This window comes from Salinarimonas sp. NSM, assembly GCF_052380005.1.
Taxonomy (GTDB): domain Bacteria; phylum Pseudomonadota; class Alphaproteobacteria; order Rhizobiales; family Beijerinckiaceae; genus Salinarimonas.
Map to the genome: position 1 here is coordinate 1 of NZ_JBQTCJ010000001.1, position 21,457 is coordinate 21,457.

The window sequence follows — 21,457 nt, forward strand, 5'->3', positions numbered from 1 at the left end:
GGCGCCGCGCGCGGCCGCCGCACGCGCGACGGCGCGGCCCACGCCGCCGGCGGCACCGGTGACGACGACGATCTGATGCGCGAGCGGCTTCAGGCGTGGGGTCATCGCGGGGCTCCTCGGGTGTGCGATCGGCAGGGTCGTCGAGAGGTCGAGAGGGTCCCGCGGGAAACGGGTGCCGTCGCGCACCGGTTCCGCGCCGCCGCGGCATCGTCCGAGGCCGAAGCGGGCACGGGAGGCATCACCATGCGTGATGGGCGCCATGCAGCCAATTCGCTTCCCCCGCCCCGCCCGCGAGCTATGCTGCGGCCACCGACGCGATGCCGCCGCACGCGCCCTCGACGGAGCCCGAACCCGATGCCCTCCCCCGCTGCCGCGGAGCGCCCGTCGCGCGTCGCCCCCGAGATCGTCATCGCCGCCGGCTGCCTGATCGCGCTCGTCACCTTCGGGCCCCGCGCCTCGGCGGGCCTGTTCCAGGTGCCGATGACGACGGACTACGGCTGGGGCCGCGACACGTTCGGGCTGGCCATCGCCATCCAGAACCTGGTGTGGGGCATCGGCCAGCCGTTCGCGGGTGCGGTGGCGGACCGGTACGGGACGGTGCGCGTGCTGATCGTCGGTGCGCTGCTCTACGCGGCGGGCCTCGTCCTCATGGCCTGGGCCTCGACGCCGATGATGCTGCACCTGGGTGCGGGCGTGCTGATCGGCATCGGGCTGGCCGGCGCCTCGTTCAACCTCGTGCTCGGCGCCTTCGGCAAGCTGCTGCCGGAGGAGTGGCGTCCGATGGCCTTCGGCATGGGCGTCGCCGCCGGCTCCTTCGGGCAGTTCCTGTTCCCGCCGATCGGCAACGCGCTGATCGAGGCGGTGGGCTGGCAGGACGCGCTCCTCTGGTTCGCCGCGATCATGCTCGTCGTGCTGCCGCTCTCGGTGATGCTCGCCGCCCGCGGCTCGGGCGGCGCGTCGGCCAAGGCCGATGCCGGCCCGAGCCAGTCGATCGCGCAGGCGCTGGCGGAGGCCTTCCGGCACCGCTCCTACGTGCTCCTCGTCACCGGCTTCTTCACCTGCGGCTTCCAGCTCGCCTTCATCACCGCCCACCTGCCGGCCTACCTGAAGGACGCCGGCCTCTCGGCGGCGGTCGGCGGCTGGACACTCGCGGTGATCGGGCTCGCCAACGCGGTGGGCTCGCTCGGCGCGGGCTGGCTCTCGACGCGCATGCCCAAGCGTTACCTGCTGGCCTGGATCTATCTCGGACGGGCGATCGCCATCGCCGCCTTCGTGCTGGTGCCGGCCTCCCCCGCCTCGGCCATCGTCTTCGGCATCACCATCGGGCTCCTGTGGCTCTCCACCGTGCCGCCGACCTCGGCGCTCGTCATGGTGATGTTCGGCACGCGCTACATGGCGATGCTCTACGGCTTCGCCTTCTTCTCCCACCAGCTCGGTGGCTTCTTCGGCGTCCTGCTCGGCGGGGTGCTCTACGAGGCGACCGGCGGCTACGCCATCGTCTGGTGGTTCTCGGTGGCGCTCGGCATCGCGTCCGCGCTGATCAACCTGCCCATCGTCGAGAAACCGGTCGCTCGCCTCGCCGCGCAGCCGGGGTGACATCGGGTACCGCTCGCCCTTGCTCCCGGCGCGGCGCTCGGCCATGAGAGGCGTCCCACACGAGAGGATCCATCCCATGACCGAGATCACCCGCATCAAGCCCGGCCCGCGCATGTCCATGGCCGTCGTCCACGGCGACACCGTCTACACCGCGGGCCAGGTGGCCAAGGAGACCGCCGGCGGCTCGGTGGCCGAGCAGACCCGGGAGATCCTGGGGATGATCGACGCGCTCCTGGCCGAGGCCGGCACGGACAAGACGAAGCTCCTCTCCGCCTCGATCTGGCTCACCGACATCGCCACCTTCGCCGAGATGAACGGCGTCTGGGACGCCTGGCTCGCGCCCGGCTGCGCGCCCGCCCGCGCCACCGTCGAGGCGAAGCTCGCCGCGGCGCCTCTGAAGGTCGAGATCGCGGTGATCGCCGCGCGCTGACCCTCTCAGGCGCCGGCGAGCGCGCGCAGCGCGACGACGGCGCCGACACCGACCGCGACGCAGGCGACCAGCGGGAGCCGGATCGCCGCGAGCGCCACGAGCGCGCCGGCGATCGCCTCGGGCCAGCCCGCCAGCAGCACCGCCGGCGCGATCACCGCCGTGAGCACGGCGGGCGGGATCGCGTCGAAGGCCGCCTTCGCGCGCCCCCGCAGCGCAACGCGCCCGGCGAGGGCGAGGCCCGCGACGCGGGTCGCGTAGGTCACGCCCGCCATGCCGAGGATGGTGGCCAGAGTCGCGGGGTCGACGGCGAGCGCATCCGTCATCGCGTCCTCCCCTCGTCCATCGGCCCCGGCCGCCAGGCGAGCGCCGCCGCCGCGATGCCGGCGATCGCCCCCGCGGGAACGTGCCAGGGCGGGCCGACGGCGAAGGCCGCGCCCGCCGCCGCCGCCGCGCTGGCGCCGACCGCGATCCCCGTCGCCGGCCCCTTCCACAGCGCGGCGACGAGGGCGATGAACAAGGCCGGGAAGGCGAAATCCGCCCCGAAGCGGGCGGGATCGCCGAGCCGCGCGCCGAGCGCGGCGCCGGCCGCGATCGTCGCCATCCAGGTGGTGAAGAACACCGCCACCATCGCGAACCAGTAGGTCGGCGTCAGCCGCGCCGCCGCCGCCCGGCGCTCGCCGAGCGCCCAGAGCTCGTCGGCCAGGAAGTGGAAGCCGACGAGCCGCTGCCACGGCGCGAAAGCCTGCGTGCGCGGGGCGAGCGAGGCGCTCATCAGCACGTGGCGTGCATTGATCAGAAGCGTCGAGAACACGATCGCCACGATCGGCACGGGATCGGCCCACAGCTCGAGCGCGGCGAACTGCGAGCCGCCCGCGAAGACGAGGGCGGACATCAGCACCGTCTCCCCCGGCGAGAGGCCGCTCGCGGTGGCGAGCGCCCCGAACAGGAGGCCGATCGGCAGGAGCGCGAGCGTCGGCGCCGCGATGTCGGCGACCGCCGCGCGGATCTCGTCGGAGCGGGTCGTGGCGGGAGCGGATGCGTGCACGGAAGGGCCTCGAGGCGGAGGATCGTCGAAACCGGGATCGCCCGAGGCGGCCCGCACGGTCTTGCACGAAAGTGCGTTTCAGGCGGCCGCCCGCGCGGCGTAGGCGCCGGGCGTGATGCCCATGCGCGCCTTGAAGGCGCGGTTGAGATGGCTCTGGTCGTAGAAGCCGACCTCGATGGCGGCGGTGGCGGGCGGCTCACCCGCGACGAGGAGCCGGCAGGCGGCGCGAAAGCGCCGGTCGACCTGATAGGCGTGGGGCGTGAGACCGGTCTCGCGCTTGAAGGCGCGGATCAGGTGCGTGCGCGACAGCCCCGCCTCGCGCGCCAGCGTCTCGAGGCCGAGATCCTCGGGAAAGTGCGCGTCGATCGCCTCGCGCACGCGGGCGACCGCGCGGCTCTCCCGCATCGCCGCCGGCGCGCCGCCGAGGTCACCGTGGCGCGACACGAGCCGTGCGAGGAAGGCGAGGAGCCGCTCGTCGGTCTCGAGCGTCCCGGCGCCACTGTCGGTCGCGAGCACGTCGTGCAGGGCGGCGAGCTCGGCGACGAGGCCGGGATCGTCGACGACGGAGGGCGCGAACCAGGGCGCGCGCGAGACCGGCCGGCCGAGCAGATCCTCCGCCACCTCCCGCATCAGCGCCGGCGACGGATAGAGCGTGCGATAGACGAAGTGCCCGCCGTAGGGCTCGCCGTCGTGCGCCTCGTCGGGGGAGACGAGGCACAGCGAGCCGGCGAAGGCGTAGTTCTGCGTGCCCCGCCGCCAGAACGTCTCGCAGCCCTCGACGACGGCGGCGATCGCGTAGGTCTCGTGGGTATGGCGGGCGTAGGCATGGCGGCGGAAACGCGCGGCGAGGCAGTCGAGATCGGAATAGCGCGGCACGCGCCAGAACCGCGCGACGTCGCCGGCGGCGGCGAGCGCGGGATCGAGGGACGAGAGCGGTGACGCGGCGCACATACCCAGGATGCTAGCGCGCCCCGCCTCCCCCTGTCTTGGACGAAAGCGCCCTCGCGCCCTCAGCTCAGCTCCTCGATCGCGTCCATCTTGGCGCGGTCGAAGGCGATGTGGCCGGCGATGGGCGCGACGGCGGGGAACGGGGTCTCGTAGGACCAGGCGGCGTCCTTCATCTCCTTGCCGTGGCCGGAGACGCCGAAATAGGTCGCCTCGCCCTTGTAGGGGCAGTGCGTGCGCCTGGGCGATGGCGCGAGCAGGTCCATCGCCACGTCCGTGCGGGGCACGTAGAAGACCGGCGGGTAGACGCTCTCCTCGAGCCGCAGCGCCGCGTCCGTCTCCGCGACGATGGCGCCGCCGAGGACGACGCGCACGCGCTTGGGATGCGGCACGATGGCGATCGGATGGTCCGGGCCGGGCTCCTTCATCGGGGTCTCCTCTGGCGGCTCCACGCCGCACGCTCGGGGGATTCGCCCGCGAGACTACCCGCGCCGCCGGGACCACGCACGTAGGGGAAAAACCGCGCGCCGAGCGGAAGCCACCCTCAGCGCGGCCGCGCCTTCTCCCCCGCCGAGATCTCCTTCGTGCCGAGCGCGTCCGCGAGCCGCATCGCGGCCGAGCCCGGGCGCAGCGGCTTCTGCTGGCTCTCGTGGGGCGCCCAGCCGGTGAGCCAGACGAGCTCGAAGGTCGCCCGCACCCGCCCGTCGGGATCGGCGTAGCGCGCAGCATAGATCTCGGCGAGTCGCCCGAGCGTGGCGCGGGTCAGCGGCGCGCGACGGCGCTCCGCGAGGACGTTGGTCAGCCCCATGGCACGCAGGTCGCGCATCAGCGCGAAGACGTGGTCGTAGCGCACCACGAGCGGATCGGCGTCGACGACCGGCAGCGCGAAGCCGGCGCGCTGGAGCAGCGACCCGAGATCGCGCACGTCCGCGAAGGGGGCCACCCGAGGCGAGACGCCGCCGGTGGTCTCGGCCTCCGCCGCGGCGAAGCTCTGGCGCAGCTCGTGGAGCGTCGCTCCGCCGAGCAGGCAGGCGAGGAGCAGGCCGTCCGGCGCGAGCGCGCGGCGCGCCTGGATCAGCGTGCCGGGGAGATCGTTGACGCCCTGGAGCGACAGCGCGGAGGCGACGAGGTTCACCGACGCCGGCGCGAGCGGCAGAGCCTCCTCGTCGGCGACGACGGCGCCAGGCTCGGGGAGCGGCGCCAGCCGCAGGACGTGCGCGGTGCCCGGGCGTCGGGCGAGCATCCGCGCGACGTGCGGCGCCGGCGTGCCGAGATCGACGGCGACGGGGAACTCCCGCAGCACGGCCGCGAGCCGCTCCTCCATGTCCTGCGCCACCCGCGCGACGAGGAAGTCGGCATCGAGATCGGCACGGCCGCCTGCCGTCCGCGCGCGGGCGAGACGGGTGCGGGCGAGCCCGCGGTCGAACACGACATCGCTCATCGGCGCCTCCTCCAAGTCCCCGCTGACCGAGTCCCCGCTGACCCAGTCCCCGCAGATAACGACCCGGCGCGCCGGGGGGAAGCCGGGACGCATCGCCGCGGGACGCGGGCGCCGCCGCGGCGGCGTGCCCGGCCGCCCGCGCAGTGTTGCCGGGCGCGCACCTTGCGTGTATGGGAGGCGCTTCGAGGAGCCCCTCGCGCGCGAGGCCGGCCGAGGCGCGCGTGCGCGCCGAGAGACCAAGGCCGAGACCCGTGCACGACACGAAACGGACGCTCCCTCCCGGAGCGTCGCCAGGAGCAGAAGCGTCGCGATGTCCACCACCTTCGACAAAGTCGCCGACATCATCGCCGATACGGCCGACATCCCGCGCGAGGAGATCACGCCGGAGAGCCACGCCATCGACGATCTGGGCATCGATTCGCTGGCCTTCCTCGACATCGCCTTCGCCATCGACAAGGCTTTCGGCATCAAGCTGCCGCTGGAGCAGTGGACGCAGGAGGTCAACGAGGGCAAGGCGCCGGCGGAGGAGTACTTCGTCATGAAGAACCTCGTGGCGCGCATCGACGAGCTCGTCGCCGCCAAGGGCGCGGCCTGACCGCAGACGCCCGCGCGGCGCGCCCCACGAGGGATCGGCAAGAGGGATCGGCACGAGGGATCGGCGAGCGCATGCGGCTCGAGTATTTCGAGATGATCGACAGGGTCGAGTCGCTCGACCGCGAGGCGAAGCGCATCGTCGTGCGCTCGGTCGTGCCGCGCGAGAGCCCGGTCTTCGAGGGCCACTTCCCCGGCCATCCGCTCGTCCCGGGCGTGCTCCTCACCGAGACGATGGCGCAGGCTTCGGGCTACCTCGTGCTGGCGCTGATGGGCTACACGCACATGCCCTTCCTCATGGCGGTGGACAAGGCGCGTTTCCGCACCTTCGTCGAGCCCGACGCCGTCCTCGACATCGAGGCCGCGCTCGTCCACGAGGGCTCGGGCTACGTCGGCACGAAGGCGAGGATCGCGGTCTGCGGCAAGCCGATCTGCGACGCCGAGCTGCGCTTCCGGATCATGCCCTTCCCGCCCGGCCTCGACGACCAGATGCGCGCCCAGGCCGCCCGCATCGGCCTGACGGAGCACGCCGCATGAGCGCGATTTCCGAGGATCGCCAGGATCGCGACGACCGCGACGTCGTCGTCACCGGCATCGGCCTCGTCTCCTGCGTCGGCGAGGGCGTGGAGGCGCATCTCGCGGCGCTGGCCGGCATCTCCGAGCCGGGACCCTGGGAGACGGAGCGCTTCGCGCCCTACCCCGTGCGCCCGGCGCCCGCGCTCGACCTCTCGACGCAGATCCCCAAGAAGTCCGACCAGCGCCAGATGGAGCCCTGGCAGCGGCTCGGCGTCTACGCCGCCGGCGCCGCGCTCGAATCGGCGGGCATGAAGGACGATGCGCAGCTCAAGGCGCGCACCCACGTCATCGTCGCCGCCGGTGGCGGCGAGCGCGACTACGACGTCGACGGGCAGGTCCTCACCGCCATGCGCACGCACCCGGCGCCCGAAGTCCTGCTGAACGAGCGGCTGATGTCGGACGTGCGCCCGACGCTGTTCCTCGCCCAGCTGTCGAACCTGCTCGCCGGCAACATCGCCATCGTCCACGGCGTCACCGGCGCCTCGCGCACCTTCATGGGCGAGGAGCAGGCGGGCGTCGACGCGATCCGCATCGCCCACGCCCGCATCGCGTCGGGGCAGAACGACGTATTCCTGGTCGGCGGCTCGTTCAACGCCGAGCGCGCCGATTCCATCCTCGCCTACGCCATGGGCAGGCTCGCCTACAGGGGTGCGCCGGCGATGGTGGCGCAGCGCGAGACGGCCGGCTTCGTTCTCGGCTCCGGCGGCGCCTTCCTCGTGCTCGAGGCGCGGGCGCATGCGCGGGCGCGCGGCGCGCGGGTCCTCGCCGAGATCGCCGCGGTGGGCTCGGCGCGCACCGGGCGCGGCGCGGGCGCGCTCGCCGAGACGCTCGGCCGGCTCTTCGACGAGACCGGCACGGGCACGGACGCCCGCATCGTCTCCGGCGCGCTCGGGCTCCCGGCCCACGACGCGCAGGAGCGGAGCGTGCTCGCGGCGCGCGCGCCCGGCGCGGCACCGATCGTCACGCAGGATCTCGTCGGCCACCTGATGGAGGCCCACGCCCCCGCGGGCGTCGCCCTCGCCGCCGGCCTGATCGCCGCCGGCGAGGCGCGCGAGGCCGCCGTCACCAGCATCGGCCACCAGCGCGGCGCGGGCCTCGTCCGGCTCGTCGCCGGCCGGGCCTGAGCAAGAACCCGGGGAACGAGCCATGGCCGAGCCGCGCTTCACGGACCGTTTCGGGCGACCCCTCGTCGCCGTCACCGGCATGGGGGTGATCACCTCGCTGGGCGAGGGCAAGGCCGCGAACTGGGCCGCGCTCACCGCCGGGCGCTCGGGCATCCACCGCATCACGCGCTTCCCCGTCGAGGGCCTGCGCACCACGATCGCCGGGACCGTCGATTTCGAGGGGGCGGAGGACTTCTGCGCGCCAAAGCTCTCCGAGCGCCTCGCCACCACCGCCGCGACCGAGGCCGTGGAGCAGTCGGGCCTGCCCGTGGGCGACTTCCCGGGCGCGCTCTTCGTCGCCGTGCCCCCGGTCGAGATCGAGTGGCCGCATCGCCGCGCGCTGGCGGAGGCGTCCGGGCAGGCGGGGGACGTGACCTACGCCGACCTCCTGAAGGCGACCGAGAGCGGCGCCTTCGCGGAGTGGCACGACCTCTTCCTGTTCGGCACCGTGGCCGATCATCTGGCGGAGCGCTTCGGCACCCGAGGCTCCCCGATCTCGCTCTCGACGGCGTGCTCGTCGGGTGCGACCGCGATCCAGCTCGGCGTCGAGGCGATCCGCCGCGGCGAGGCACCCGCGGCGCTCTGCATCGGCACCGACGGGTCGGTCCACGCCGAGGCGCTGATCCGATTCTCGCTGCTCTCGGCGCTGTCGACCCAGAACGCCGTGCCGGAGGAGGCGGCCAGGCCCTTCTCGAAGAACCGCGACGGCTTCGTCATGGGCGAGGGCGCCGCCGCCCTCGTGCTCGAGAGCGCGGAGCACGCGCATGCGCGCGGGGCGGAAATCCTGGGATACGTCATCGGCGCGGGCGAGAAGGGCGACGGCTTCCACCGCACCCGCTCCTCGCCCGACGGCGCGCCCATCGTCGCCGCCATCGCCGCGGCGCTGGAGGACGCGGGCATCGGCCCCGAGGCCGTCGACTACGTGAACGCCCACGGCACCGGCACGCCCGAGAACGACAAGATGGAGGCGATGGGTCTCCTCGCGGTGATCGGCGAGCGGATGAAGACCGTGCCGATCTCGTCGAACAAGTCGATGATCGGCCACACGCTCACGGCGGCCGGCGCGGTGGAGGCCGTGGTCTCGCTGATGACGATCCGCGAGGGCGTGATCCCGCCCACCATCAACTACCACGTCCCGGACCCGGCGATCCCCCTCGACGTGGTGCCGAACGTCGCGCGGGAGGCGAAGGTGGGCTGCGTCCTGTCGAACTCCTTCGGCTTCGGCGGCCAGAACACCTGCCTCGTCCTCTCGGCCGATCCCGCGTGACCCGCACGGAGCCCGCCATGACCGACCGGACCCGCATCCTCGTCACCGGTGGCGCCAAGGGCGTGGGCGAAGCGATCGTGCGCGCCATGGCGGCGGGCGGGCACGACGTCGTGTTCACCTATCGCACCTCCGCCGATCAGGCGCGGGCGCTCGCCGAGGACGTGGCTGCGGCCAATCCCGGCGCCACCATCGAGCCGCGCCCCCTCGACCTCGCCGACAAGGAGGCGGTCGAGGCCTTCTGCGAGGCAGTGGAGGGCGAGAGCTGGCTCGGCTTCGTCCACAATGCCGGCCAGAGCTACGACGCGCTCGCCGCGATGATGGCGCAGGACAAGGCGGAAGCCGCGATGCAGGTGAACTTCTTCGCCTTCGCGCGGCTGTGCAAGGCGCTCATGCGCCCGATGCTGCGCGCCCGCGCCGGGCGCATCGTCGCCATCGGCTCGGTCGCCGCGACCCAGGCGAACGCGGGCAACGCCGCCTATGCCGCCACCAAGGGCGCGCTCGCGGCCTATGCCCGCACGCTCGCCATGGAGACCGCCAAGCGCGGCGTGACGGTCAACGTCATCGCGCCGGGCTTCGTCGACACCGACATGCTCGCACCCTACGCGCCCTATCGCGAGAGCATGGAGAAGCAGATCCCCGCCGGGCGCTTCTGCAAGCCCGAGGAGGTCGCGGGCCTCGCCGCCTTCCTGATGACGCCGCCGGCGGCCTACGTCACCGGCGCGACGATCCCGATCGACGGCGGTCTCTCGGCCATGCTCGGCATCCACCGCTGACGCGCGCTCCCGGCGGCTCGCGCGCGGGCGCGCGAGCTGATAGCCTCCGCGCCTCCGAACGTGTCGTCGAGGTCCGGTCATGACCCCCTTCGCCCTCTCCGAGGACCACGTCGCCATCCGCGACATGGCCCGCGCCTTCGCCGCCGAGAAGCTGGCGCCGCACGCCGTGCGCTGGGACGAGGAGAAGCACTTCCCCGTCGACGTGATGCGCGAGGCGGCCGAGCTCGGCATGGGCGGCGTGTACATTTCGGAGGACGTCGGCGGCTCGGGGCTGGGGCGTCTCGAGGCGGCGCTGATCTTCGAGGCGCTCGCCACCGGCTGCCCGACCGTGTCGGCCTACGTCTCGATCCACAACATGGCCGCCTGGATGATCGACCGCTTCGGCTCGGACGCCCAGCGCCGGCGCTGGCTGCCCGGGCTCGTGATGATGGAGAGCCTCGCCAGCTACTGCCTCACCGAGCCCGGGGCCGGCTCCGACGCCGCCGCGCTGAAGACCCGCGCCCGCCGCGAGGGCGACCACTACGTGGTCGACGGCGTCAAGCAGTTCATCTCCGGCGCCGGCGTGTCGGACCTCTACGTGACGATGGTGCGTACCGGGGACGAGGGGGCGGGGGGCATCTCCACGCTCGTGATCGAGAAGGACACGCCCGGCCTCTCCTTCGGCGCGAACGAGCGCAAGATGGGCTGGAACGCCCAGCCGACCCGCCAGGTGATCCTCGAGGGCGCGCGGGTCCCGGTGGAGAACCGGCTCTCGGACGAAGGCATGGGCTTCAGGATCGCCATGGCAGGCCTCGACGGCGGGCGGCTCAACATCGGCGCCTGCTCGCTCGGCGGCGCCGACGCGGCGCTGGAGAAGTCGCTCGCCTACGCCCGCGAGCGCCGCGCCTTCGGCAAGGCTCTGTCCGACTTCCAGGCGCTGCAGTTCAAGCTCGCCGACATGGCGACCGAATTGGAGGCCTCCCGCAGCTTCCTCTGGCGCGCCGCCGCCGCCCTCGACGCGGGCGCGCCCGACGCGACGAAGCTGTGCGCCATGGCCAAGCGCGTCGCCACCGACCGCGGCTTCGAGATCGCCAACGAGGCGCTCCAGATCCACGGCGGCTACGGCTACCTCGCCGACTACGGCATCGAAAAGATCGTGCGGGACCTCAGGGTGCACCAGATCCTGGAGGGGACGAACGAGATCATGCGGGTGATCGTGGCGCGGGGGCTGGTGGGGCGGTGAGCATGCCGACGAACGAGCGGAGAAAGCCCTGGCCCTCCCTCCCGAGCGACGCGGCGGCCGAGCGGTTCGTCGCCGCGGCGGACCTGACCGAGTACGACTGGAGCCGGATGGAGCCCGTCTCGCACGAGCTCTCTGCGCGCGATCCGACGATCGAGCTGCCGCTGCCTCGTCCTCAGCTGGAACGGCTGCGCGTCGAAGCCGCCAAGCGTGGCGTCCCGACGGAAGTCTTCTTGCGTGAGCTGCTCGCACGCGCTCTGGCTACGCTGGAGCCATAGTAGCGATCGAGACCTCGCCCCTCCCATCCGCCATCATGACAGCCGCCCCCCGCGATGCTATCCATCTGGCATGGCTGCGCGGCGTGACCAGGACGAGGGGGAGGCGGCGGGGGGCGGGGTCGCTCCCGCGGCGGAGGCCGTCGCGCTGCGCGCGACCGCGGCGACGGCGCGCGAGGAGCGCGCGCGCGCGGCGCTGGCGGGCCGGCCGCTCGTCCTCGTCGGCCTGATGGGCGCCGGCAAGAGCACGGTCGGGCGCCGCCTCGCCATGCGGCTCGGCCTGCCCTTCCGCGACGCCGACACGGAGATCGAGGAAGCCGCCGGCATGTCGATCCCCGACATCTTCGAGATCTACGGCGAGGCGCATTTTCGTGACGGCGAGCGGCGGGTCATCGATCGCCTGCTGCGCGAGGGCGCGATCGTGCTCGCCACCGGCGGCGGCGCCTTCATGGACGACGCGACGCGGCGCGCCGTGGCCGAGAGCGGCGTCTCCGTCTGGCTGAAGGCCGACCTCGACACGCTCATGCGCCGCGTGCGCAAGCGTACGACCCGGCCCCTCCTTCAGAATCCCGATCCGGAAGGCACGATGCGCGCCTTGATGGAGCGGCGCTATCCGGTCTACGCCACGGCGGACGTCGTGGTGGAGAGCCACGACGGCGCCCACGAGGAGGTGGTCGAGGCCGTCGTCGCGGCGCTCGAGGCGCACCTCGCGATACATCCGGGAGACGCGCCGTGAGCGCAACCATCGCACCGCCCGCCGACGCCCGTACCTCCGGCCCCGCCCGCGAGACCGTGCGCGTCGTGCTGGGAGAGCGGTCCTACGACATCCTCATCGGCCGCGGCGTGTCCGTCGAGGCGGGCGCGCGCGCCGCGGCGCTCGGCGCGCGCGCCGTGGCGCTCGTCACCGACGACACCGTCGCCGACCTCCACGGAGAGGCGGTGCGCGCGCGGCTCGAGGAGGCGGGGCTGCGCTGCGAGACGATCACCGTGCCCGCGGGCGAGGGCTCGAAGGGCTACGCCACGCTGGCGCGGGTCTGCGACGCGATCCTCGCCTCGCGGATCGAGCGTGGCGACCTCGTCCTGGCGCTGGGCGGCGGCGTGGTGGGAGACCTCGCGGGCTTCGCCGCCGCGATCGTGCGGCGCGGCGTGCGCTTCGTGCAGGTGCCGACGACGCTGCTGGCCCAGGTCGATTCCTCGGTGGGCGGCAAGACCGGCATCAACTCCGCCCACGGCAAGAACCTGGTCGGCGCCTTCCACCAGCCGAGCCTCGTCCTGGCCGACACCGCCCTGCTCGACACGCTGCCCGCGCGCGAGCTGCGGGCCGGCTATGCGGAGGTGGTGAAGTACGGCCTCATCGACGACGCCGCCTTCTTCGCCTGGTGCGAGGCGAACGGCGCCGCCGTCCTCGCCGGCGGGCCGGAGCGCGAACGAGCCGTCGCCCATTCCTGCCGCTCCAAGGCGGCGATCGTCGCCCGCGATGAGCGAGAGGAGGGGGACCGGGCGCTGCTCAACCTCGGCCACACGTTCGGGCACGCGCTGGAGCGGCTCGCGCGCTACGACCCCGCGATCCTCGTCCACGGCGAGGCGGTGGCCGCGGGGCTGGCGCTCGCCTTCCGATTCTCGGCGTATCTCGGCCTGTGCGCGCCCGCCGACGCCGAGCGGGTCGCGCGCCATCTTGCCGCGAGCGGCCTGCCGACCACATTAGGAGCGTTCGCGGGCCTCGCGCCCGACCCCGAGCGCCTGCTCGACGCGATGGCGCAGGACAAGAAGGTCGTCGCCGGGCAGCTGACCTTCATCCTGGCGCGCGGCATCGGCGCGAGCTTCGTCGCGAAAGGCGTCGACGTCGCGGCGGTGCGCACCTTCCTCGCACGCGAATGCGCGGGCGAGGCGCCCGCGTCGGCCTGAGCGCGCGGGCCATCTCACGAGGAGAAACATGGACGGCTCGATCTGGGTCTCGATCCTGGCGGTACTCGCCTGCTTCGTCTTCTCGGGCTTCTTCTCCGGATCGGAGACGGCGCTCACCGCATCCTCGCGCGCGCGCATGCACGCGCTCGAGAAGGGCGGCGACAAGCGCGCCACGCTGGTCAACCGCCTTCTCACGGCCCGCGAGCGGCTGATCGGCGGCATCCTCATCGGCAACAACGTGGTCAACACGCTCGCCGCCTCGCTGACCACGGGCGTGCTGCTCTCGATCTTCGGCGAGGTCGGCATCGTCTACGCCACGATCGTGGTGTCGGTGTTCGTGATCGTGTTCTCGGAGATCCTGCCGAAGACGGTGGCGATCAACTATCCCGACCGTGTCGCGCTGATCGTGGCCAAGCCCATCTCCTGGATCGTCGCCCTGTTCGGGCCGCTGACCATGGCGACGGAAGCGTTCATCCGCGGGCTCGTGAGCCTGTTCGGGCTCAAGCTCGGCGAGAACACCAACGTCCTCTCCGCCACCGACGAGCTGCGCGGCCAGGTCGACCTGCTGCACAAGGAGGGCGGCGTCGCCAAGGCCGAGCGCGACATGCTCGGCGGCCTGCTCGACCTGCGCGAGCTGGCGGTCGAGGACGTCATGGTCCACCGCACGCGCATGCGCATGATCGACGCGGACCTGCCGCCGGACGCCATCGTGCGCGAGGTCTTGACCTCGCCGCATACCCGCCTGCCGCTCTGGCGCGGGCGCCACGAGGACATCGTCGGCATCCTGCACGCCAAGGACCTCCTGCGCGCACTCGACGCGGTGGGCGGCGAGGCGGCGCGGCTCGACATCGACGCGATCGCGCTCGAGCCCTGGTTCGTGCCCGACCGCACCTCGCTGCGCGACCAGCTGCGCGCCTTCCTCTCGAAGAAGACCCACTTCGCCCTCGTCGTCGACGAGTACGGCGAGGTGCAGGGGCTCGTGACCCTCGAGGACATCATCGAGGAGATCGTCGGCGACATCAAGGACGAGCACGACATCGCGGTCTCGGGCGTGCGCGTCCAGGTCGACGGCTCGGTGAACGTCGACGGCTCCGTGCCGATCCGCGACCTCAACCGGGTGATGGACTGGACGCTGCCCGACGAGGAGGCGACCACCATCGCCGGCCTCGTCATCCACGAGGCGCAGCTCATCCCCGAGACCGGCCAGGCCTTCACCTTCCACGGCTTCCGCTTCCAGGTGCTGCGCAAGACGCGCAACCGCATCACGCTGCTGCGGATCAGCCCGCTCGACCTGCTCAAGCCCCGGCGCAGCACGGCGGCGGCGGCGGAGTGAGCGGCCTCAGGCGCGGGTGAGGCGCTCGAAGCGCCAGGCGAGCGTGCGCACCGCGCCGGTGTCGAACGCCACCACGATCTGGCAGGACTTGCGGGCGCCATCCGTTGCGGAGAGGTAGAGGCTCTCCTCGAGCCGGGCCTCCAGCCGGCCGTTGCCGTCCGCCGCGGCGTCCGCGCCGCCGGTCTCGAGCACGAACTCCCAGGTCTCGCCGTTCGACAGCCCGAGCAGCACCACCCGCCCGCCCTGGGTGCGGCGAGCGCGCACGCTCGGATGCAGATGGAACCGCAATGCTGCCGGAGCACCCGGGGCCGCCCCGCTCACCGGCACGAGCCGATCCTCGCCCCCGAGCCGGTCGCCCGCCGGCGAGAGCGCGAGACGGCGCTCGTGCACGAGCCCGAATGCGGCGGCCCAGCCGTCGTGGCGGGCCTCGAGCACGAGCGGCTCCGGCCGCTTCGCCTGGACCTCGCCCACACCATCGACGAGGAGCGTCCCGAAGCGCCGCTCCAGGAAGGCCGCGGGCAGCCGCGCGAGGCCCCGCGCGTCGCTGGTGAAGCGTCCGCAGGACGCCCGGTCGAGGGTGATCGTCGAATGCGCGGCCGTGTCCCGCGCCGCCCGCGCCAGGGGGTCGGTACGCTCGCGCGGGGCGCCGAGGTTGACGACGAGACGCGCCTCGCCGGACGTCAGCTCGAAGGAGAGGCGGCCCGCCGCCGCCTCGTTCGCCGCGAAGGGCGGCGGGGGTGCGCCGACGTCCGCGACGAGGACGAGCCCCCCCGCCTGCAGCCGCTCGTAGCCGGAGATCAGCCCGCGCTGCAGCGGGCTCGCACGGCCCTCGTCGTAGAACAGCAACGTGGTGAGATGGTCGACCGGCGTCGAGCCGGTGCCGTTGAAGTGGCTCAGCGTCCCGTCGCCGTGTCGCAGGAGCCGCAGCATCGGCGGCATCCGGTCGATCGCGCGGATCAGCGCCTCGGGCGGATCGACGCCGCGGGCGAGGTAGACCTGCTTGAGCGGAAGGAGATCGAGCAGAAGGTCGAGCACGGCCCGCGGGTTGCGCCCGACATGGCCGCCGTCGGCGAGGACCTGCCGGTCGAGCTCGCGGGCGAGCACCTTGGTCGCGCCACGCCCGAGCGTCTCGCATCCCTCGCAGCACAGCCCCGCATAGGCGAGCGCGATCGCCGCCTGCAGCCGCACGATCGGGCGCGGCGCGGCCCGGGCGGCCCGGGCGCAGATGGCGAGATCGCGGGCGAGGCCGCGCAGGAAGCGCTGGTAGAAGGCGTGATCGGCGCCCTCGACGATCAGCGGCGACTGGCACAGGAAGGAGATCGCCCGCCGCGCCGCCACCGACGGCTTGCGCAGAGCCGGCCCGTGCGCCTCGCGCAGGTACTCGTCGACGAGCGCGCGGGCATTGGCGCGGGCGAGCGCCGTATCGGCGGCGCGCAGGTGCCTGAGCCAGGAGAAGCCGTGCAGGATGTCCGCCCAGCCCTCCGACGGCGGCTCCAGCGCGAAGGGCGAGCGTCCGCCGGTCGCCAGCGTGCGCCCGCCGAAGACGAAGTAGCCGGCGTAGATGTCGTCGGCGATCGTGGCGTCGCAGGTGCGCATGTCCGGCGGCACGATCACCAGCCGCCGGGGCGTGCGCGCGCGCAGGCCGCCGAGCCCCATGAGGCTCGCGGTCTCGGCACGCAGCGCGCGCCCGGCTTCGCGCAATGCGAGCCCCGTCAGTCGCCAGCGATCGGGCGCGTCGGTCACCTCTTCCCCCGTTCGAGGGTGCTCTCGTCGAGGGAACGCGCTCAGCGTTAATGCGGCGTTACCGGAACGGCGCGAATCGTCCGCTTCATCCCGCCGCGAGCCGCTCCGCCACCGCCTCGCCGAGCGACAGCGCCGAGGTGAGCCCGGGGCTCTCGATACCGAACAGCGCCACGTGCCGCGCCAGGCCGTGGGCGTCCTCGCCCGCGATCACGAAGTCCGCCGCCGGCTGGCCGGGGCCCGAGAGCTTGGGGCGGATGCCGCAATAATCGGCGGTGAGGGCACCGTCCGGCAGGGCGGGCCAGTAGCGGCGGATCGCGGCATAGAAGCTCTGCGCCCGCGCCGGGTCGACGTCGTAGTCCTCCGCCTCGATCCACTCGACGTCCGGGCCGAAGCGCATGCGCCCGGCGAGGTCGAGGGTCAGGTGCACGCCGAGCCCGCCGTCGACGGGGGCGGGGTAGATCAGCCGCGAGAAGGCGGGGCGGCCGGCGCAGGCGAAGTAGGTGCCCTTGGCGAGGCGCAGGGGCGGGATCGCCGCCTCGGGAAACCCCTCGGTCGCCCGCGCGATCGCCTGCGCGCCGAGCGCAGCGGCGTTGACGACGGCGCCGAAGGCGAGCGTCTCACCCGCCACCGTCACACGCCAGGCGCCGTCCCGGAACGCGAGCCGCTCGATCGGGGTCATCAGCGCGAGCGCGCCGCCGTTGTCCTCGATCTCGCCCTGGAGGGCGAGCATCAGCGCGTGGCTGTCGACGATCCCCGTCTGCGGCGAATGGAGCGCCGCCGTGCAGGCGAGCGCCGGCTCCATGGCGCGGGCCGCCTCCCCCCCGATCAGCGCGAGCTCCTCGACGTCGTTCGCCTCGCCCTGCGCGCGGATCGCCTCGAGCTTCGCGATCTCCGCCTCGCTCGTGGCGACGACGAGCTTGCCGAGCCGGCGCGCCGGTACGCCCCGCTCGGCGCAATAGGCGTACAGCATCCGCCGGCCTGCGACGCAATGGCGTGCCTTGAGCGAGCCTGTGGGATAGTACAAGCCGGCGTGGACGACCTCGCTGTTGCGCGAGGAGATGCCGCCGCCGATGCCGGCCGTGCGCTCGGCGACGACGACGGCGTGGCCGCGGCGGGAGAGGGAACGGGCGATGGCCAGGCCGACGACGCCGGCGCCGATGACGAGGATGTCCATGGGGCTCCTTTCCAGGACGCTCGTTCAAGCGCAGCCGTCGACGCCGCGCAAGCGCGCGGATGCCGGAACGCTCGGCGCACGTGCGCCGTTTGCGCGCATGGCCGGCGTTTCTCACCGTCTACCCCTCGCCCGCGCGCTCGCGCCTCTGACGCTCGTCGTCTGCGCCTGGCTCGCGCCCGCATCGGCCCAGGTCCCGCCCCGTGAGGCGGCGGGCGGCGGCTGCGGGGCCGAGCGCGTCGTCGCCGTCGGCGACACGCTCACCAACGTCGCCCAGCGCTGCGGCGTGACGCCCGAGGCGCTGCTCGAGGCGAACCCGCAGATCCGCGACCCGGACATCCTGCCGCTCGGCACGGCGATCGCGATCCCCGGCGGCACGGCCGCGGCCGAGGCGGACGCCGATCCGGCGCGGGCGCCGGCCGCGCCCGCGGGCGAGATGCAGGGCGTCGCCCCCCTGCGCATCCTGCCCGTCGCCGGGCCGCTCGACGCGCGCGTGCGCCTGTTCGCGCGAGGCCTGCCGCCGGGCGCGTCGGCGCTGATCGGCGCCGGCCCGCGCCCCGACGCGCCCCTGCTCTTCGCCCGCACGCAGATCGACGCCACGGGCGTCCTCTCCCACGTCCTCGTCCTGCCCGACTGGGCGGCGGGGGAGGCCGTCCACGTCGTCGTGGAGACGCCGATCGGCGGGCCGTGGCTGCGGGCCGAGCCCTGGCGTGCGCCCGAGGTCCGCCCCTGACGTCCCGCGGAGGCCGTTGCGCGCGCACGGTGCGAGGCGCTACAAGCGCGCGAGCGAACGACAATGCCCGCCCGATACGGCGCGACCCGGAGTGAGATCATGACCTCGAAGCTCGCGCGGCTGCGCGACATGACGGTGGTCGTCGCCGATACCGGCGACATCGAGGCGGTACGTCGCCTCGCCCCGCAGGACTGCACGACGAACCCGACCCTGCTCTTCAAGGCTGTGAAGGATCCGGCCTACGCCCACATCGTCGAGGAGGCGCTCGGGTGGGGCCGGGCGCAGGGCGGCGCCCGGGAGGCGGTGGTCGCCGCCGTCTGCGACCGGCTCGCGGTCTCCTTCGGCACCGAGCTCGCCGGCATCGTGCCGGGCCGCGTCTCGACGGAAGTGGACGCCGACCTCTCCTTCGACACGCAGGCGAGCGTCGAGAAGGCCCGCGCGCTGATCGCGGACTACGCGGCGCGCGGCGTCTCCCGCGAGAAGGTCCTGATCAAGCTCGCCGCGACCTGGGAGGGCATCCGCGCGGCCGAGACCCTCCAGGGCGAGGGGATCGACTGCAACCTCACGCTCCTGTTCTCGCTCGTCCAGGCGGCGGCGTCCGCCGACGCGGGCGTGTTCCTGATCTCGCCCTTCGTCGGGCGCATCCTCGACTGGCACGTCAAGGCCGGCGGCGGACCCTACGACGCCGAGACCGACCCCGGCGTGCTCTCCGTGCGGCGGATCTACGCCTACTACAAGGCGCACGGCATCGGCACGGTCGTGATGGGCGCCTCCTTCCGCAACGCCGGCGAGATCGAGGCGCTCGCCGGCTGCGACCGCCTGACCATCTCCCCCGCCCTGCTCGAGGCGCTCGCCGCCGACGAGGGCGACCTCCCCCGCCGGCTCGCGCCGGACACCGCCGCGGACGCGCCCGCCCGCATGGCTCTCGACGAGCGCGCCTTCCGCTTCGCCTTGAACGAGGACGCGATGGCCACGGAGAAGCTCGCGGAAGGCATCCGCGGCTTCGTCGCCGACGTGCGATCGCTGCGCGCGCTCGTGGCGAGCAAGCTCGGCTGAGGCCGCTCCTGAGGGCGGCGAGCCGCCCCGCCGCCCTCCCCACCCTCCGGCCTTCGGCCTCCGTCCTCCCCTGCGGCGAGGTGGCGGTCGGCGGCCTGCATCGACGTCGCTCCAGGGCGCCACCCCGGATCCTCCCCGCAGGGGAGGAGTCCGTGCGCAGCACGGGCGGTGGGGCCGCGCGACGGATGCGTGAGCGGTATCGGCGCCCCCGACCGCAGGCTTGCGCGCGGCCTTCGCCGCGGGCACGCTCCGGGGCGGACGCGCACGATCCCGAGAGCCCCGCCATGACGCCCGCCATCACGCCCTTCACCTTCGCCACCACCCCGTCGATCGTCTTCGGCGCGGGCGCGATCGCCCGGATCGGCGCGCTCGCCGCCGGGCGGCTGGGGCCGCGCGTGCTCGTCGTCAGCGACGCGGGGCTCGTCGCGACCGGCCTCGTCGCGCCGGCGATCGCGGCGTTGGAGGCGGCGGGAAGCGCCGTCGCGCTGTTCACGGACGTGGTCGCCGACCCGCCGGAAGGCGTGGTCGAGGCCGCAGCCGCAGCCGCGAGGGTCCACGGCGCGACCGGGATCGTGGGGCTCGGCGGCGGCTCGTCGCTCGACGTCGCCAAGCTCGCGGCGCTGCTCGCCGGCTCCGGCGAGCCGCTCGCGGCGGCCTACGGCGTGGGCAACGCGAAGGGCCCGCGGCTTCCGCTGCTGCTCGCGCCCACCACCGCCGGCACGGGCTCGGAAGTGACGCCGATCTCCATCGTCACCACCGGCGCCCACACCAAGATGGGCGTCGTCTCCCCCGTCCTCCTGCCCGACGTCGCGCTGCTCGACCCGGACCTGACGCGCGGGCTCCCCTCCGCCGTCACCGCGGCGACCGGGGTCGACGCCATGGTCCACGCCATCGAGGCCTTCACGTCGGCCTCCGTCAACGCCAACCCGGTCTCGCAGGCGCTGGCGCGGGAGGCGCTGCGGCTGCTGGGCGGGGCGATCGCGCAGGCCTGCCGCGACGGCGCCGACGGCGCGGCGCGCGGGGCGATGCTGCTCGGCTCGATGCTCGCGGGCCAGGCCTTCGCCAATTCCCCCGTCGCCGCGGTGCACGCGCTGGCCTACCCCCTCGGCGGGCGCTTCGGCATCCCCCACGGGCTCTCCAACGCGCTCGTGCTCACGCAGGTGATGCGCTTCAACCTCCCCGCCGCGGGCGACGCCTACGCGACACTGGGCCCCTGCACCTTCCCCGACTGCCCGCCCGACGCGGAGGCCTTCATCGGCCGGCTCGAGGCGCTGTGCGTCGAGATCGGCCTCGCCCGGCGCCTGCGCGACGTCGGCGTGCCGGAGGACGCGCTGGAGATGCTGGCGGAGGACGCGATGGGGCAGACGCGCCTCCTCGTCAACAACCCGCGGGAGGTGGGCCGCGCGGACGCGCTCGCGATCTACCGGGCGGCGTGGTAGGGGCGGGGGATGCCACAAGGGTCTGGCGACTACACACGAAAGTGTGTATATGTCGGCGGCGAGGTCTGATCGGATGCGCAGCGGCGAGGTTCTCGATGCCTTGAGGGCGGCCGGGTGGCGGGAGGTCGAGCAGAAGGGCAGCCACGTGCAGCTGAAGCATCCGGATCGGCCCGGCCGCGTTACCGTTCCCCATCCCAAGCGGGATATCCCGATCGGCACGCTGAAGAGCATCGAGCGCCAATCGGGTCTGCAATTGAGGTAGCCATGCGCCAGTACATCGGGCTGATCCACAAGGAAGAAGCGAGCGACTACGGCGTTTCGTTCCCCGATCTACCCGGCTGCATCACGGCTGGGCGGACCCTGGACGAGGCCCGCGCCATGGCGGAGGAAGCGCTCGCATTGCATCTGGAGGGCATGGAGGAGGATGGCGAGGCGCCACCCGAGCCATCCTCCCTCACGCAGATCATGGAGATCGCCGAGAACCGTGCGGCCGTTGCCGTCCTGGTCCGTGCGCCGACCCGCGCGAAGAAGGCGGTGCGGGTGAACGTCACCCTTCCGGAGGACGTTCTCGAGACGATCGATCGCTACGCGGCCGAGCGCGGGCTGACGCGATCGGGATTCCTGCTCCAGGCGGCCGAGCGTGCGATGCTCGATGAGGCAGCCTGAGCAGACGATCGCTTCGGACGCGGGCACGCGTGCTGTCGCGCCGCGGCTCCATCCGGCTACACTGCCGCCTCACCCGAATCACCCCGCACC

Annotated in this window: 24 protein-coding genes; 17 read left to right on the forward strand and 7 right to left on the reverse strand. The window is 73.4% G+C overall.

Annotation, left to right across the window (positions count from 1 at the left end; genetic code table 11):
- Positions 1-354: 354 nt before the first annotated feature.
- Both ACTZWW_RS00005 and ACTZWW_RS00010 read left to right on the forward strand, forming a co-directional pair.
- Complete coding sequence (locus ACTZWW_RS00005) at positions 355-1,596, forward strand: MFS transporter (protein ID WP_444778871.1); 1,242 nt, start codon at positions 355-357, stop codon at positions 1,594-1,596.
- 76 nt (positions 1,597-1,672) lie between these two features.
- Entirely contained in the window at positions 1,673-2,026 is a 354-nt protein-coding gene (locus ACTZWW_RS00010; RefSeq protein WP_444778872.1) for a RidA family protein, read from the forward strand.
- A 5-nt stretch (positions 2,027-2,031) separates the two neighbouring features.
- Here ACTZWW_RS00010 and ACTZWW_RS00015 read toward each other — a convergent pair whose 3' ends face one another.
- The 5 genes from ACTZWW_RS00015 to ACTZWW_RS00035 form a co-directional block, all read right to left on the reverse strand.
- The gene (locus ACTZWW_RS00015; protein WP_444778873.1) at positions 2,032-2,349 is read right to left on the reverse strand and encodes an AzlD family protein; all 318 of its coding nucleotides are present in this window, start codon (positions 2,347-2,349) and stop codon (positions 2,032-2,034) included.
- Positions 2,346-3,071: an AzlC family ABC transporter permease gene (locus ACTZWW_RS00020; protein ID WP_444778874.1), complete on the reverse strand. Its 726-nt coding sequence runs from the start codon at positions 3,069-3,071 to the stop codon at positions 2,346-2,348. The genes ACTZWW_RS00015 and ACTZWW_RS00020 overlap by 4 nt, the downstream gene beginning before the upstream one ends.
- Before the next feature lie 78 nt (positions 3,072-3,149).
- Positions 3,150-4,022, reverse strand: coding sequence for a helix-turn-helix domain-containing protein (locus tag ACTZWW_RS00025; RefSeq protein WP_444778875.1), 873 nt, complete (start codon positions 4,020-4,022; stop codon positions 3,150-3,152).
- A gap of 59 nt (positions 4,023-4,081) precedes the next feature.
- Complete coding sequence (locus tag ACTZWW_RS00030; RefSeq protein ID WP_444778876.1) at positions 4,082-4,444, reverse strand: DUF427 domain-containing protein; 363 nt, start codon at positions 4,442-4,444, stop codon at positions 4,082-4,084.
- Between the two features lie 116 nt (positions 4,445-4,560).
- Positions 4,561-5,457: a methyltransferase domain-containing protein gene (locus tag ACTZWW_RS00035; RefSeq protein WP_444778877.1), complete on the reverse strand. Its 897-nt coding sequence runs from the start codon at positions 5,455-5,457 to the stop codon at positions 4,561-4,563.
- Positions 5,458-5,767: 310 nt separating this feature from the next.
- Between ACTZWW_RS00035 and ACTZWW_RS00040 the strand changes: the two genes are divergently transcribed.
- The 10 genes from ACTZWW_RS00040 (at position 5,768) to ACTZWW_RS00085 (ending at position 14,559) form a co-directional block, all read left to right on the forward strand.
- Positions 5,768-6,052 carry an acyl carrier protein gene (locus ACTZWW_RS00040; protein ID WP_029030163.1) on the forward strand — a complete coding sequence of 95 codons (285 nt, stop codon included), beginning with the start codon at positions 5,768-5,770 and terminating at the stop codon, positions 6,050-6,052.
- A gap of 71 nt (positions 6,053-6,123) precedes the next feature.
- Positions 6,124-6,585 carry a 3-hydroxyacyl-ACP dehydratase FabZ family protein gene (locus ACTZWW_RS00045; RefSeq protein ID WP_444778878.1) on the forward strand — a complete coding sequence of 154 codons (462 nt, stop codon included), beginning with the start codon at positions 6,124-6,126 and terminating at the stop codon, positions 6,583-6,585.
- The gene (locus tag ACTZWW_RS00050) at positions 6,582-7,748 is read left to right on the forward strand and encodes a beta-ketoacyl-ACP synthase (protein WP_444778879.1); all 1,167 of its coding nucleotides are present in this window, start codon (positions 6,582-6,584) and stop codon (positions 7,746-7,748) included. The genes ACTZWW_RS00045 and ACTZWW_RS00050 overlap by 4 nt, the downstream gene beginning before the upstream one ends.
- Before the next feature lie 22 nt (positions 7,749-7,770).
- Positions 7,771-9,054, forward strand: coding sequence for a beta-ketoacyl-ACP synthase (locus ACTZWW_RS00055; RefSeq protein WP_444778880.1), 1,284 nt, complete (start codon positions 7,771-7,773; stop codon positions 9,052-9,054).
- Positions 9,055-9,071: 17 nt separating this feature from the next.
- Entirely contained in the window at positions 9,072-9,827 is a 756-nt protein-coding gene (locus ACTZWW_RS00060) for an SDR family NAD(P)-dependent oxidoreductase (protein ID WP_444778881.1), read from the forward strand.
- Positions 9,828-9,906: 79 nt separating this feature from the next.
- Entirely contained in the window at positions 9,907-11,049 is a 1,143-nt protein-coding gene (locus ACTZWW_RS00065) for an acyl-CoA dehydrogenase family protein (RefSeq protein ID WP_444778882.1), read from the forward strand.
- Between the two features lie 2 nt (positions 11,050-11,051).
- Positions 11,052-11,324 carry a CopG family antitoxin gene (locus ACTZWW_RS00070; protein ID WP_444778883.1) on the forward strand — a complete coding sequence of 91 codons (273 nt, stop codon included), beginning with the start codon at positions 11,052-11,054 and terminating at the stop codon, positions 11,322-11,324.
- Between the two features lie 70 nt (positions 11,325-11,394).
- Positions 11,395-12,057 carry a shikimate kinase gene (locus ACTZWW_RS00075; RefSeq protein WP_444778884.1) on the forward strand — a complete coding sequence of 221 codons (663 nt, stop codon included), beginning with the start codon at positions 11,395-11,397 and terminating at the stop codon, positions 12,055-12,057.
- Positions 12,054-13,226 (forward strand): 3-dehydroquinate synthase, encoded by a 1,173-nt coding sequence (gene aroB / locus ACTZWW_RS00080; protein WP_444778885.1) that lies wholly within the window; start codon positions 12,054-12,056, stop codon positions 13,224-13,226. Before ACTZWW_RS00075 ends, aroB begins: the two co-directional genes overlap by 4 nt.
- A 28-nt stretch (positions 13,227-13,254) precedes the next feature.
- A complete protein-coding gene (locus ACTZWW_RS00085) occupies positions 13,255-14,559 on the forward strand; it encodes an HlyC/CorC family transporter (RefSeq protein ID WP_444778886.1) in 1,305 nt (434 codons plus the stop codon).
- 6 nt (positions 14,560-14,565) lie between these two features.
- Here ACTZWW_RS00085 and ACTZWW_RS00090 read toward each other — a convergent pair whose 3' ends face one another.
- Both ACTZWW_RS00090 and ACTZWW_RS00095 read right to left on the reverse strand, forming a co-directional pair.
- On the reverse strand, positions 14,566-16,302 hold the full coding sequence (locus ACTZWW_RS00090; RefSeq protein WP_444778887.1) for a heparinase II/III family protein: 1,737 nt from the start codon (positions 16,300-16,302) through the stop codon (positions 14,566-14,568).
- An 85-nt stretch (positions 16,303-16,387) separates the two neighbouring features.
- Positions 16,388-17,476 (reverse strand): NAD(P)/FAD-dependent oxidoreductase, encoded by a 1,089-nt coding sequence (locus tag ACTZWW_RS00095; RefSeq protein ID WP_444778888.1) that lies wholly within the window; start codon positions 17,474-17,476, stop codon positions 16,388-16,390.
- Positions 17,477-17,573: 97 nt separating this feature from the next.
- Here ACTZWW_RS00095 and ACTZWW_RS00100 point away from each other — a divergent pair, with 97 nt between their 5' ends.
- The 5 genes from ACTZWW_RS00100 (at position 17,574) to ACTZWW_RS00120 (ending at position 21,367) form a co-directional block, all read left to right on the forward strand.
- Positions 17,574-18,206, forward strand: coding sequence for a LysM peptidoglycan-binding domain-containing protein (locus ACTZWW_RS00100; RefSeq protein WP_444778889.1), 633 nt, complete (start codon positions 17,574-17,576; stop codon positions 18,204-18,206).
- Between the two features lie 99 nt (positions 18,207-18,305).
- Complete coding sequence (tal, locus tag ACTZWW_RS00105) at positions 18,306-19,262, forward strand: transaldolase (RefSeq protein WP_444778890.1); 957 nt, start codon at positions 18,306-18,308, stop codon at positions 19,260-19,262.
- Positions 19,263-19,558: 296 nt separating this feature from the next.
- Entirely contained in the window at positions 19,559-20,701 is a 1,143-nt protein-coding gene (locus ACTZWW_RS00110) for an iron-containing alcohol dehydrogenase (protein ID WP_444779116.1), read from the forward strand.
- Between the two features lie 73 nt (positions 20,702-20,774).
- Positions 20,775-20,963: a type II toxin-antitoxin system HicA family toxin gene (locus ACTZWW_RS00115; RefSeq protein ID WP_444778891.1), complete on the forward strand. Its 189-nt coding sequence runs from the start codon at positions 20,775-20,777 to the stop codon at positions 20,961-20,963.
- Positions 20,964-20,965: 2 nt separating this feature from the next.
- Complete coding sequence (locus ACTZWW_RS00120) at positions 20,966-21,367, forward strand: type II toxin-antitoxin system HicB family antitoxin (protein WP_444778892.1); 402 nt, start codon at positions 20,966-20,968, stop codon at positions 21,365-21,367.
- Positions 21,368-21,457: the final 90 nt, after the last annotated feature.